At 71.3% G+C, this 12,785-nt stretch carries 12 protein-coding genes and 1 tRNA gene; 8 read left to right on the forward strand and 5 right to left on the reverse strand.

Annotated elements, in window-relative coordinates; translation table 11 throughout:
• The first annotated feature begins 53 nt into the window (after positions 1-53).
• The gene (locus tag ACZ4YL_RS03390; RefSeq protein WP_468113526.1) at positions 54-509 is read left to right on the forward strand and encodes a hypothetical protein; all 456 of its coding nucleotides are present in this window, start codon (positions 54-56) and stop codon (positions 507-509) included.
• Positions 510-565: 56 nt separating this feature from the next.
• Here ACZ4YL_RS03390 and ACZ4YL_RS03395 read toward each other — a convergent pair.
• Positions 566-637 (reverse strand) — tRNA-Cys (locus tag ACZ4YL_RS03395).
• 180 nt (positions 638-817) lie between these two features.
• Between ACZ4YL_RS03395 and ACZ4YL_RS03400 the strand changes: the two genes are divergently transcribed.
• The 4 genes from ACZ4YL_RS03400 (at position 818) to ACZ4YL_RS03415 (ending at position 4,827) form a co-directional block, all read left to right on the forward strand.
• The gene (locus tag ACZ4YL_RS03400; RefSeq protein WP_468113527.1) at positions 818-2,281 is read left to right on the forward strand and encodes an MFS transporter; all 1,464 of its coding nucleotides are present in this window, start codon (positions 818-820) and stop codon (positions 2,279-2,281) included.
• A gap of 43 nt (positions 2,282-2,324) precedes the next feature.
• Entirely contained in the window at positions 2,325-2,522 is a 198-nt protein-coding gene (locus ACZ4YL_RS03405) for an Arc family DNA-binding protein (RefSeq protein WP_362056460.1), read from the forward strand.
• Complete coding sequence (locus ACZ4YL_RS03410; RefSeq protein WP_468113528.1) at positions 2,523-2,906, forward strand: type II toxin-antitoxin system death-on-curing family toxin; 384 nt, start codon at positions 2,523-2,525, stop codon at positions 2,904-2,906. It abuts the gene before it with no gap.
• A 136-nt stretch (positions 2,907-3,042) separates the two neighbouring features.
• Complete coding sequence (locus ACZ4YL_RS03415) at positions 3,043-4,827, forward strand: DEAD/DEAH box helicase (protein WP_052874215.1); 1,785 nt, start codon at positions 3,043-3,045, stop codon at positions 4,825-4,827.
• A gap of 58 nt (positions 4,828-4,885) precedes the next feature.
• Here ACZ4YL_RS03415 and ACZ4YL_RS03420 read toward each other — a convergent pair whose 3' ends face one another.
• A complete protein-coding gene (locus ACZ4YL_RS03420) occupies positions 4,886-6,307 on the reverse strand; it encodes a hypothetical protein (RefSeq protein WP_468113529.1) in 1,422 nt (473 codons plus the stop codon).
• 372 nt (positions 6,308-6,679) lie between these two features.
• Between ACZ4YL_RS03420 and ACZ4YL_RS03425 the strand changes: the two genes are divergently transcribed.
• Positions 6,680-7,321, forward strand: coding sequence for an IclR family transcriptional regulator (locus tag ACZ4YL_RS03425; protein ID WP_007264382.1), 642 nt, complete (start codon positions 6,680-6,682; stop codon positions 7,319-7,321).
• Between the two features lie 129 nt (positions 7,322-7,450).
• A complete protein-coding gene (locus tag ACZ4YL_RS03430) occupies positions 7,451-8,248 on the forward strand; it encodes a S16 family serine protease (RefSeq protein ID WP_468113530.1) in 798 nt (265 codons plus the stop codon).
• Here ACZ4YL_RS03430 and ACZ4YL_RS03435 read toward each other — a convergent pair.
• From ACZ4YL_RS03435 to ACZ4YL_RS03445, 3 genes are all read right to left on the reverse strand, one after another.
• The gene (locus ACZ4YL_RS03435; protein ID WP_468113531.1) at positions 8,178-9,518 is read right to left on the reverse strand and encodes an MFS transporter; all 1,341 of its coding nucleotides are present in this window, start codon (positions 9,516-9,518) and stop codon (positions 8,178-8,180) included. The two genes, ACZ4YL_RS03430 and ACZ4YL_RS03435, sit on opposite strands and share 71 nt — an antisense overlap.
• Positions 9,519-10,163: 645 nt before the next feature.
• The gene (locus tag ACZ4YL_RS03440; RefSeq protein WP_468113532.1) at positions 10,164-10,757 is read right to left on the reverse strand and encodes an ArsR/SmtB family transcription factor; all 594 of its coding nucleotides are present in this window, start codon (positions 10,755-10,757) and stop codon (positions 10,164-10,166) included.
• 58 nt (positions 10,758-10,815) lie between these two features.
• The gene (locus ACZ4YL_RS03445; protein ID WP_388618263.1) at positions 10,816-11,295 is read right to left on the reverse strand and encodes an Lrp/AsnC family transcriptional regulator; all 480 of its coding nucleotides are present in this window, start codon (positions 11,293-11,295) and stop codon (positions 10,816-10,818) included.
• A 141-nt stretch (positions 11,296-11,436) separates the two neighbouring features.
• Here ACZ4YL_RS03445 and hppD point away from each other — a divergent pair, with 141 nt between their 5' ends.
• Positions 11,437-12,582 carry a 4-hydroxyphenylpyruvate dioxygenase gene (gene hppD, locus ACZ4YL_RS03450; protein ID WP_468113533.1) on the forward strand — a complete coding sequence of 382 codons (1,146 nt, stop codon included), beginning with the start codon at positions 11,437-11,439 and terminating at the stop codon, positions 12,580-12,582.
• Positions 12,583-12,785: the final 203 nt, after the last annotated feature.

Raw genomic sequence — 12,785 nt, forward strand, 5'->3', positions numbered from 1 at the left:
TCGCCGTGGGAGCGGCACTGCTCGCCGGCTGCTCCGACGGCAAGGTGTCGGCTGTGCCTGAGCTTCCCGCGTCCACGTGCTTCGGGGCCTTCACCCCGACGGAACTCGCACCTTTCGTGGGTACGGGCGAGGAGGTGCGGGTGGCCGCGCCGGCCGATGTGCGTCTGACCGCCGGCCGGAAGAGCGCGATCTGCAACATCTATGTGGACGGGAAGACCCGGTTCTTCGCGTCGGCGGAGCGTTTGCCACAGGGACAGAATTTCTTCTGGGCTCCTGCGGTCGATGCGCAGAAGCCGGAGCCGCTTCCCTTCGCGGAGAACAGCAAGCTGTGGGACAGCGGTGTCGCGATCTTCCTCTCGTGCAACGGTCCCACCGAGGCCTTCGAGCTCAAGCTGTGGCTCGACGGCTCGACGGAGCAGATCAAGCAGGAGGAACGCCGCCCCTTGTTGGCGGGTCTCATGAAGAAGTACCTGGACTTCGCCAGGCAGCAGACCGGGTGCGGTGCCTGAGCCGGAAAAGGCGAAGGCCGCCCAGGGGTGCGCCTGCCCCTGGACGGCCCGCCGCGAAGCCGTGACCGGAATCGAACCGGCGTAACCCGCTTTGCAGGCGAGTCCCTCAACCACTCGGGCACACGGCTGTGTGGTGGTGACGTGCATGACGCTACGGGGGCCCGCAGGGCCGGGGAAGGGATGCGCGGCCCGTGCAATGCGACTGCCATGCCGCGTTCACAGTCCGTCGGACCTAGGTCCCCGGGACGAGAGCGGGATCCGTCGAATTGACAGGGTCACTCGGGGGCTACGCACCTTACTCTGGGGCGATGAGCGCCCTCGAACCCCGCGTGCCACAGAGAACCGCGCCGATCCCGCCCCCGCCCCGGGGCGGGATTCTCGGGCCCGCGTACCGGACGCTCAGCATCGGGATCATCTCCGTCGTCTTCCTCATCGCCTTCGAGGCCACCGCCGTCGGCACGGCCATGCCCGTCGCCGCCCGCGAGCTGGAGGGGATCGGGCTCTACGCCTTCGCCTTCTCCGCCTACTTCACCACCAGCCTCTTCGGCATGGTCCTGGCCGGCCAGTGGGCCGACCGGCAGGGGCCGCTGCGGCCGCTGACCGTCGGGATCTCCGCCTTCGCCTCCGGGCTCGTGATCTCCGGGACCGCCGGGGTCATGTGGGTGTTCGTCCTCGGCCGGGCCGTGCAGGGCTTCGGCGGCGGGCTGGTCATCGTCGCCCTGTACGTCGTCGTCAGCCGGGCCTACGAGGAGCGGCTGCGGCCCGCGATCATGGCCGCGTTCGCCGCCAGCTGGGTGGTCCCCTCGATCGTCGGGCCGCTGGCCTCCGGGACGGTCACCGAGCACCTCGGGTGGCGGTGGGTGTTCCTCGGGATACCGGCCCTCGTCGTCGTGCCGCTCGTGGTGGCGCTGCCCGCGATACGGCGGACCGCGTCCGGGCCCGTCGACCCCGACGCCCCGCCCGTGGCCTTCGACCGGCGGCGGATCCGGCTGGCCTTCGGCATCTCCGTGGGGGCGGGGCTGCTCCAGTACGCCGCCCAGGACCTGCGGTGGCTGTCGCTGGCGCCGGGCATCGCCGGCGCCGCCCTGCTCGTGCCCGCCGTGCTGGGGCTGCTGCCGCGCGGGACCTACCTGGCGCGGCGCGGGCTGCCGTCCGTGGTGCTGCTGCGCGGGGTCGCCGCCGGGTCGTTCATCGCGGCGGAGAGCTTCGTACCGCTGATGCTGGTCACCCAGCGGGGGCTGAGCCCGACGATGGCCGGGTTCTCGCTCGCGCTCGGCGGGGTGACCTGGGCGGCGGGCTCGTGGGTGCAGTCCAAGGGCCGGGTGGCGCCGTACCGGGAACGGCTGATGGTGGGCGGGATGGTGCTGGTGGCGCTGGCCATCGCCGCGGCGCCCGCCGTGCTGATCGAGTCCGTGCCGGTGTGGACGCTGGCGCTGGCCTGGGCGGTCGGCTGCCTGGGCATGGGCCTGGTGATCGGCTCCACGAGCGTCCTGCTGCTCCAGCTGTCGGCGCCGGAGGAGGCGGGGGCCAACTCCGCCTCGCTGCAGATCTCGGACGCGCTGGCGAACGTGGTGCTGCTGGCCGGCGGGGGCGCCGCGTTCGCCGCGCTGGGCGGTGGTGCGGTGGGGGCCGCGCACGGCGTGACCGCCGACGCGTCGGCCTCGCACCCGGCCGCCTTCGCCGTGGTGTTCCTGCCGATGGCCTGCGTGGCGCTGGTCGGGGCCTGGGTGGCGACCCGGCTGGAGCCCGTCCCCGCGCCCGCGGCAATGTAGTACCACAATGGCCCCACCGCGGTGGTACCGTTTTGGTATGGCGATGAACCTGCGTCTCCGGGACGACCAGCAAGAGGCCCTCAAGATCCGCGCTGAGGAAGAGGGCCGCAGCATGCACGCCATAGTGCTCCAGGCGATCGACCGCTACCTCGAACAGGAGGCGGACCGCGAGACGGTCCGGCGACTGGGCGAGAAGTACGCCAAGGGTCACGCCGACCTGCTCCGCCGCCTGGGGGAGTGAGTGAAGTACCTGACCGTCCAGGAAGCCCTGGACCTGGCTGAGCTCGCCATGGCGGGACAGCAGGTCGCGGTCCGCGACCTGGGCCTGCTCAGCTCCGCCGTGCACCGGCCGCAGTCCCAGATGTTCGGGGTCGAGGCGTACACGGACCTCTTCGAGAAGGCCGGCGCGCTGCTCCAGTCGCTCGCCGTCAACCACCCCTTGGTGGACGGCAACAAGCGCATGGCGTGGATGTGCACCGTCGTGTTCCTCGACTTCAACGGTACCGACATGATCGACGTCGATCAGGACGAGTCGTACAAGCTGGTGATCGAAGTGGCGACCGGCAGCCTCGAAGACGTGGCACAGATCGCGCGCCGGCTACGGGCACTGCACGAAGCGATGTGACGCTCGCCGCACCCGCCGAGGTCACGGGCCTGTCCCTCCGCGAGGGGCGGGCCCGGGCCGGTAGGGTGGCCCGGTTGTCCTACGTACGACTGCCTGCCACCCGTACCAGATACGCCGAGAGCACGAACCGGAGACCGTGACTACTACCGCCTCCCACCATCTCTCACCCGCCTTCCCCGGCCGTGCCCCCTGGGGCACCGCCAACAAGCTGCGTGCCTGGCAGCAGGGGGCGCTCGACCGCTACATCCAGAACCAGCCGCGGGACTTCCTCGCGGTCGCCACGCCCGGCGCCGGCAAGACCACCTTCGCGCTCACCCTCGCCTCCTGGCTGCTGCACCACCACGTCGTGCAGCAGGTGACCGTCGTCGCGCCGACCGAGCACCTGAAGAAGCAGTGGGCGGAGGCGGCGGCCCGGATAGGCATCCGGCTCGACCCCGAGTACTCCGCCGGACCGCTCAGCAAGGACTACCACGGGGTCGCGGTCACCTACGCCGGTGTCGGCGTGCGGCCGATGCTGCACCGCAACCGCTGCGAGCAGCGCAAGACCCTCGTCATCCTCGACGAGATCCACCACGCCGGTGACTCGAAGTCCTGGGGCGAGGCCTGCCTGGAGGCCTTCGACCCGGCGACCCGGCGCCTGGCCCTGACCGGAACGCCCTTCCGGTCCGACACGAACCCGATCCCCTTCGTCACGTACGAGGAGGGCAACGACGGGATCCGCCGGTCCTCCGCCGACTACACCTACGGCTACGGGAACGCGCTCGGCGACGGCGTCGTCCGGCCGGTCATCTTCCTCTCCTACAGCGGCAACATGCGCTGGCGGACCAAGGCCGGCGACGAGATCGCCGCCCGGCTCGGCGAGCCGATGACCAAGGACGCCATCTCCCAGGCCTGGCGCACGGCGCTGGACCCGCGCGGCGACTGGATGCCGAACGTGCTGCGCGCCGCCGACCAGCGGCTGACGGAGGTCAGGAAGGGCATCCCGGACGCCGGCGGCCTCGTCATCGCCTCCGATCAGGACTCGGCGCGCGCCTACGCCAAGCTGCTGAGGGAGATCACCGGCAGCAAGGCGACCGTGGTGCTCTCCGACGACACCGGCGCGTCGAAGCGGATCGACGAGTTCAGCGAGGACGGCAGCCGCTGGATGGTCGCGGTCCGGATGGTGTCCGAGGGCGTCGACGTACCGCGCCTCGCGGTGGGCGTCTACGCCACCACCATCTCGACGCCGCTGTTCTTCGCGCAGGCCGTCGGGCGTTTCGTGCGTTCGCGCAGGCGCGGCGAGACCGCGTCCGTGTTCCTGCCGACCATTCCCTATCTCCTCGGCTTCGCCAACGAGATGGAGGTCGAGCGCGACCACGTCCTCGACAAGCCGAAGAAGCAGGGCGAGGAGGATCCGTACGCCGAGTCCGAGAAGGAGATGGACGAGGCGAACAAGCAGGAGGACGAGGACACCGGCGAGGACGAGCAGATGTCCTTCGAGGCGCTGGAGTCCGACGCGGTCTTCGACCGGGTCCTCTATGACGGCGCCGAGTTCGGCATGCAGGCGCACCCGGGCAGCGAGGAGGAGCAGGACTACCTCGGCATCCCCGGGCTGCTGGAGCCGGACCAGGTGCAGATGCTGCTGCAGAAGCGGCAGTCGCGGCAGATCGCGCACAGCCGGCGCAAGCCGGACGCGGAGGCGGACCTGCTGGAGCTGCCGGCGGACCGGCGGCCCGTGGTCTCGCACAAGGAGCTGCTGGAGCTGCGCAAGTCGCTGAACACGATGGTGGGCGCCTACGTCCACCAGAGCGGGAAGCCGCACGGGGTGATCCACACGGAGCTGCGCCGGGTGTGCGGCGGGCCGCCGAGCGCGGAGGCGACCGCGGGGCAGCTGCGCGAGCGGATCAAGAAGGTGCAGGAGTGGGCCACCCGTATGCGGTGAGTTCCCACGAAGCTGGGGACGGGGTCCGTGCGGTGGTTCGCACGGACCCCGTCCGCCGTTACGCGGTCGGGCGGCGTCGGCGACCGGTGCCGGCGACCAGGGCCGCACCCATGGCGAGCGCCACGCCGGCGCCGCCGAGGGCCCAGCTGGTGGCCGCGTCGGAGCCGGTCTCGGCCAGCTGACCACCGGTGGTGGGCGACGTGCCGGTGCCGGTGCCCGTGCCCGTGCCGGTCCCGTTTCCGTTTCCGTTTCCGTCCACGATCGGCTTGGCGCCGCCGTCCGGCGTGGGCTGGTTGCCGGTGCTCGTCGCCGGGTTGATCGAGGTGAAGGCGAAGGCCACGTCGGAGATGATGTGGTCCACGCCGTGGTCGTCCGCGAGCACGACGGCGAAGATCTTGCCGACCGGGGCGTCCTTGCTGAACTTGGCCCGCAGCTGGATGTCGAACTTCGCGTCCTTGCCGACGGCGCGGTCGATGATCGTGCCGGCGAGCTGATCGGACGGATCCTTCTCGGCGGGGACCCAGCGCTCGCCGTCGAAGATCTCCAGGTCGAGGTGCTTCGCCTGGATGTTGTTGACGGCGTTGTCGAAGATGAGCGTGAAGCCGTACTCGTCGATCTTCTTCTTGCCGGAGTTGTCGACGCTCAGGAAGAACGGCTGCCAGGCGCCGCCGGCCGTGAAGCCGCCCTTGGGCAGGCCCTCCACCGAGACCTTCGGGCCGTTGTTCTCCTCCTGCCCGGGACCGGTGACCTTGGACTCGTACCGGACGCGGTCCCCGGTGCCGCCCTCGGCGGTCGTGGACAGGGAGAAGCGGGAGGGCGGGGTGTCCTTGCCGAACTTCATCCGAAGCGTGAGGTCGAAGACCTCGTTCTTCTCGACATCGACGTCGGCCAGGCTGAAGGAGTACACCTCCTCGGATCCGTACGCCTCGACCGCGTGCCAGCCCCAGGTGCCCTTGGAGTCGGGCGCGTAGATCTCGGTCTGGATGTCGCCCGCCTCCCAGCCGAAGGTGTCGAGCGTCCAGAGGACCAGTTCGAGCGAGTGGTCGTCGACCGCCGGGCGGCCCGAGTTGTCCACGTGCAGGGAGAACCCGCTCCAGCCGGCGCCCGCCGCGAAGCTGGTGGGGAGCCCGTCCAGGGTCAGCTTCGGACCCGCGGCGGCGACCTGCTCCGCGGCCTTCTTCTCGGCCTTGGCAGCCTCGGCCGGCTGCTGCTGCTGCTGCTGCTTCGGCTGCTCCTGCTCCTGCTTCGGCTGCTGGGTCTCCGGGGCCTGCGGCTGCTGGACGGAACCGGGCTTCTGCGCCTCGGGCGCCGAAGTCTCGGTGGTCTCCCCGGCCGTCGGCGCCGCGTCGTCCTTCGGGGCCGCGTCCGGGGTCGTGACCGCCGGGCTGCTGACCTCGTCGGCCATCGCGGGGGTGGCCATCAGGACCGTCGGACCCACCACCGCGGCGGCGGCGACCATGGCAATGCGCTTGAGCTTCATATGCGGTACTTCCCCCTCGTGACTCCAGGTGCGCGTGGGCGCATCCCCCCTGGAGGCGATCACAGTCGTTTTGAACATGCTCAGAGTAATGGGGCGGTAAAGGCGTCCTGTGGCAATCGAGGTCACGAATTGACACCGAGCCCGATCAGGAAACGGCATAAACAGGTAGCACGCGCCCGGATTCTGGACGAGCCCTTCCGCTGAGCGGACCCGCTCGCTACTGTCCCCGCATCAAACGCACCGTGGCAGCGCCGCCGCGGGAGCGCAGCCGGTGCAATGGCCGCTACCGGCGGCCTCTCCGTGCGCCGCCGCGGGACCGGCGGCGCGCCACCCCGAGAGTCACCGCCGCTCACCGAAAGAGGGAGAGGCGTCGTGACCGCGGAAACCTCCCAGACTCTCGACAGAGGGCTCAGAGTCCTCAAACTGCTCGCCGACACCGACCACGGTCTGACCGTCACCGAGCTCTCCAACCGCCTCGGTGTGAACCGCACCGTGGTCTACCGGCTCCTCGCCACCCTCGAACAGCACGCCCTGGTCCGCCGCGACCTCGGCGGCCGGGCCCGGGTCGGCCTCGGAGTGCTGCGGCTGGGCCGCCAGGTCCACCCGCTCGTACGCGAGGCCGCCCTGCCCGCGCTGCGGTCCCTCGCCGAGGACATAGGTGCCACCGCGCACCTGACCCTCGTCGACGGCACCGAGGCGCTCGCCGTCGCCGTCGTGGAGCCGACCTGGACGGACTACCACGTGGCCTACCGGGCCGGCTTCCGCCACCCGCTGGACCGCGGGGCCGCCGGGCGGGCCATCCTGGCAGCCCGTCAGGGCTCCTTGATCGAGCCGGGGTACACGCTGACCCACGGGGAGCTGGAAGCGGGCGCCAGTGGCGCCGCCGCGCCGCTCGTGGGCATCACCGGGCTGGAGGGCAGCGTCGGCGTCGTCATGCTGGCGGACGCGGTGCCGGAGCGGGTCGGGCCGCGGGTGGTCGACGCGGCGCGCGAGGTGGCCGACGCCCTTCGCTAGGCCGCGGGCTCGGCGGGTGCCCGTCGGTGCCGCTGCGTTGCCGGGTGCGGCGCCGTTGCCGGGGGCGCTGCCCCCGGACCCCCGCGCCTCAAACGCCGGCGGGGCTGCAGGGCCGGATAGATTGGGCGGGTGCTCTCACGCCTCACACGTCTGCCGCGTCCCGCCGCCCTGGCCGTCTGCGCCGTGCCCGTGCTCGGGCTCTTCGCCGCCGCGGCCTTCGCGCCACTGCCCTTCGTGGTCGCCATTCCCGGGCTCACGGCCGACGTTCTGGGCTCCGACCAGGGCAAGCCGGTCATCACCGTGACCGGCGCCCCGGTCCGGGACACCAAGGGCGAGCTGCGGATGACCACCATCCGGGCCACCGGCCCGTCCTCGACCATGAAGCTGCACGAGCTGATCGGCCACTGGTTCAAGACCGATCAGGCGGTCATGCCCCGGGGGGCCGTCTACTCCTCCGGCGGAAGCGACGAGGAGATCGAGAAGCACAACCTGGAGGAAATGTCCAAGTCGCAGTCGGCCGCCACCGACGCGGCCCTCGGCTTCCTCCACAAGGACCCCAAGGACGTGAAGGTCGAGCTCAACCTCGCCGACGTCGGCGGCCCGAGCGCCGGGCTCCTCTTCTCCCTCGGCATCGTCGACAAGCTCGACGGTGACGGCAGCGGCGGTGATCTCACCGGCGATCGCAGCATCGCCGGTACGGGCACCATCACCGCCGACGGTGAGGTCGGCGCGGTCGGCGGGGTGGCCCTGAAGACCCAGGCCGCGCGGCGCGACGGGGCGAGCGTGTTCCTCGTACCGAAGGCCGAGTGCGCGGACGCCCTGTCGGAACTCCCCGAGGGGCTGCGGCTGGTCCCCGTCACCTCGCTGACGGATGCGGTGAACTCTCTTCGCGCGCTGAACCGGGGAGAGCCGGCTCCGTCCTGCTGACGGCCGGCGCCCCGTCCAGTCCGCGCCAGGCCGGGAAGACCATCGGGGCGAGCGTCGTCAGCAGGTACGTGCCGCCGAACAGCAGCAGCGCGGTGGTGACCCCGAACCCGTCGACCAGCAGGCCCGCGGCGAGTCCGCCCATCGGCATGGTCAGCTCGCAGCCCGCCGTGGCCACGCCCGAGACGCGGCTGCGCAGCGCTTCCGGCACCTGCTCGTACATGACCGTGGTCAGGATCGGGTTGAGCATGCCCACGCCCAGGCCGGCCAGGGCCATCGTCACCGCGAGCGGCAGGGTCGTGTCGGTGAGGGCGGCCACCACGTACCGGGTCGCCCCGGAGAGCAGGAAGGCCGCCGTGAACACCGCGCGGCGCGGGAAGCGCTCGCCCCACATCCCGTAGAGCAGGGCGCCCAGCAGGGCGAAGCCTCCGAAGAGGGAGATCATCAGGCCGATCGCGGTGGCGCCGCCGAGGGCGTCCCGGCCGTGCACCGGCAGCAGGACCGAGGACCAGCCCTGGTCCAGCCCGTTGGTCATCATGACCATCACCGTGACGCCCAGCAGCAGCCGGGTACGGGTCATGAAGGCCCAGCCCTCGGCGAGTTCGGCGCGGTACGCCTTGAGGGACACCTTCCCGTCGGTGCGCTGCGGTTCGGCGGCCGGCACCCCGCGCAGGAAGACGGCGACCAGCAGCGCCGACGCCCCGAAGGTCGCCGCGTCCAGCAGCAGTACGGTCTCGGCGCCGAACGCCGCGATGAGCAGGCCGGCCACCGCGGCCCCGGTCATCCGGGCGCCGCGCGAGACCGCGTCGTAGAGGCCGGCGGCCCGGGTGATGGTGGTGCCGGCGTGCTCGGCGAGATTCGGCAGGAGCACGGCGCGGGCGGTCAGGCCCGGGGTGTGCACCAGGCCGCCCACGGCCATCAGCGCGCACAGCATCCAGAACTCCAGCACGCCCGTGTAGTGCAGCAGCGGGATCGTGCCGACCGACAGGCCGCTGATCAGGTCGGAGGCGACGGAGACCCGGCGGCGGCCGATCCGGTCGATGACCGGTCCGCCGATCAGGGCGGCCACGATGACGGGCAGGGTGGCGCAGAAGGCGACGACCCCGGCCCGGCCGGCGCTGCCCGTGGTCTGGAGCACGAACCACGGGACGCCGATGAGGGTGAGTGAACTCCCGGATATGGAGATGGTGTTGGCGGCCAGTACGCCGACCAGGGGGCGCTTGTCCGTACGGCGCTCCGTGCGGGTCGGATCGGCGGGCGGTAAGGCGTGCACGGTGGACTCCTCGGATGTGATGTTCGGCGGTGTTCGGCTCGCGCCGTCTGCCGGGCGCTGTCCGGACCCTGCGGGCGGCTCGGCGGTGTTCGGCTCGCGCCGTCTGCCGGGCTCCGCCCGGACCCGCGCCTCAAACGCCGGCGGGGCTGGTAATACGGGCCCGTGCCTCGGTGGGCGGCGGGGCTGGAGGTGGCGGGCCTGTTGGCAGGGGTCGGGGTGGGGTGCCGGGGCGGGGTGTCTCCTCGGCTCGGCGCGTGCGGGCATGTCTCGGCTGTGGGCGGTGGTCGCGCGCTCGTCCTGCGGGGACACCCCGCCCCGTCCCCCCACCCCTCGGGCTGTCGGAGCCCTGCCGTGGGGCGGGGACACGCAGGAGGGTCCCCGCAGGACGAGCGCGCAACCCAGGCCGTCTGGCAGAACCACGGCCGCCTGGCGCGAGCCGAGGAGACCCTCGTGCGGGGCACCGACCCACACCAGGACACGGCCAGCCGTACACCGCCGAGCAACCCCGCAGGGGCCTGGCCGAGGAGACCCTCGTGCGGGGCACCGCCCCACACCACCCAGCCCCGCCGGCGATTGAGGCGCGGGTCCGGGCGGCGCCCGGCGTGGATCCGGACCGCAGAGGATCCGCCGGGCACCCTGCAAGGGTCAGGCTTCGCGAGGGAAGGCGTGCGTGTGGAAGCGGACCGCCTTCGTGTCCTGCGAGGCCGGCAGGTCGCGATAGCTGTTGATCAGGTCGTGCATTTTGTGGATCAGCTCGTGGCTCTGCGCGGGGGTCAGGTGCAGGGTGAAGTCGCTCATGTCCGCACCGCGCCGCCACTCCGTGGGCCAGCTGTGGGCGTTGCCGAGCCAGGTGCTCAGCTCCTGCGTGTGGATCGTCGCGATCTCGTGCAGGAAGAGGTCCGCCGCACCGCGCACGGCCGGGTCCTCGTCGAGCGTCAGCGAATCGTCGAACGCCGTGCCGTCGTACACGGCCCGCCACCAGCGTTCGCGGCCCTTGCCGTGCTCGGGAGCGTCCTCGACGAACCCGTGCGCCGCGAGCTGGCGCAGGTGGTAGCTGGTGGCCCCGCTCGACTCCCCGAACCGGTCCGCCAGCTGGGAGGCGGTAGCGGGGCCGTTGTGGCGCAGCGCGCCCAGCAGGCGGATGCGCAGGGGGTGGGCGAGGCCGCGCAGTGAACGGGCGTCGAGGGTGCGGACGTTGGGCTCTGCAGGCCCCGCAGGTTCTACCGGCTTTTCGGGCATGGCTCGACGATAAGCTTGCAAAGATTTCTGTGCAAGGGTTTCTTTGCAACTCCTTGCGTCAGATCCGGGTGTCGTCCTCCGCCGCCTGCTCCACCAGCGGGATGATCCGCAGGGGCACGGGGTTCTCCATCACGATCGCCGTCGAGGCCCGCACGATCCCCTCGAAGCCGACGACGCGGTCGATCACCCGCTGGAGGTCGGCGTTGGAGCGGGCCACCAGCCGGCACAGCATGTCCCCGTGCCCGGTGGTGGTGTGCAGCTCCAGCACCTCCGGCACCCCGTTGAGGTGCGCCCGTACGTCGGCCCCCTGCCCCTGCTTGATCTCCAGCGTCGCGAACGCGGTCACCGGATACCCGAGGGCCGTCGGGTCGACCTGCGGGCCGAACCCGCGGATGACCCCGTTCGACTGGAGCCGGTCCAGGCGTGCCTGCACGGTCCCGCGGGCCACGCCGAGCCGCCGCGAGGCCTCCAGGACCCCGATCCGCGGCTCACGGGCGAGCAGGACGATGAGCCGGCCGTCGAGTTCGTCGATGCCCATGGATGCCTCCGGCTGCCCACGCGTGCTCGCGGGTGGTCATAGTGCACAGATGTTTCACACAGCCTGCGGTCATCCTGGGCAGTTTGTACAGCCAAACAGGAAACTATTGCGCAGCTTGTGGATCGGCGGGACTCTCGGCTCATGACTGAGACCCTCGACACCACCCCGCACACCGCGCGTGAGGCCGACCCCTTCCCGGTGAAGGGCATGGACGCGGTCGTCTTCGCCGTCGGCAACGCCAAGCAGGCCGCGCACTACTACTCGACCGCCTTCGGCATGAAGCTCGTGGCCTACTCCGGACCGGAGACCGGCTCCCGCGAGACGGCCAGCTACGTCCTGACCAACGGCTCCGCGCGCTTCGTGCTGACCTCGGTCATCAAGGCGACGACCGACCGCGGCCGCTTCCTCGCCGAGCACGTCACCGAGCACGGTGACGGCGTCATCGACCTCGCCATCGAGGTCCCGGACGTCCGCGCGGCGTACGCGTACGCCGTCGAGCAGGGCGCCCGCGGGCTGGACGAGCCGTACGAGGTCAAGGACGAGAACGGCACGGTCGTGCTGGCCGCCATCGCGACCTACGGCCAGACCCGCCACACGCTGGTCGAGCGCGGCGACTACACCGGCCCGTACCTGCCCGGCTACGAGGCCGTCGACCCGATGGTCGAGCCCCCGGCCAAGCGCACCTTCCAGGCCATCGACCACTGCGTCGGCAACGTCGAGCTCGGCCGGATGAACGAGTGGGTCGCGTTCTACAACAAGGTCATGGGCTTCACGAACATGAAGGAGTTCGTGGGCGACGACATCGCGACCGAGTACTCGGCGCTGATGTCCAAGGTGGTCGCGGACGGCACCAAGAAGGTCAAGTTCCCGATCAACGAGCCGGCGATCGCGAAGAAGAAGTCGCAGATCGACGAGTACCTGGAGTTCTACAACGGCCCCGGTGTCCAGCACATCGCGCTGGCCTCGAACGACATCGTCTCGACGGTCCGCTCGATGCGCGCGGCGGGCGTCCAGTTCCTGTCCGTCCCGGACACGTACTACGACACCCTCGGCGAGTGGGTCGGCGACACCCGCGTGCCGATCGACGAGCTGCGCGAGCTGAAGATCCTGGCCGACCGCGACGAGGACGGCTACCTGCTGCAGATCTTCACCAAGCCGGTGCAGGACCGTCCGACGGTCTTCTTCGAGATCATCGAGCGGCACGGCTCGATGGGCTTCGGCAAGGGCAACTTCAAGGCCCTCTTCGAGGCGATCGAGCGCGAGCAGGACAAGCGCGGCAACCTCTAGCCTCCGGCTCGGCCCGCAGATTTCGACGCGCTGCACGCACCGCTCCGGTGCACCGCGAAGCGGGTCTTCACGACACGGCCCGAGGGGGGCCTGGGGGGGGGGGGGGGGGGGGGGGGGGGGGGGGGGGGGGGGGGGGGGGGGGGGGGGGGGCGCCCCCCCCCCCCCCACCAAACCCAGAAAGAGTAGTGGAAGGGGGGCCGGGA

Source organism: Streptomyces sp. NPDC030021 (assembly GCF_055574035.1).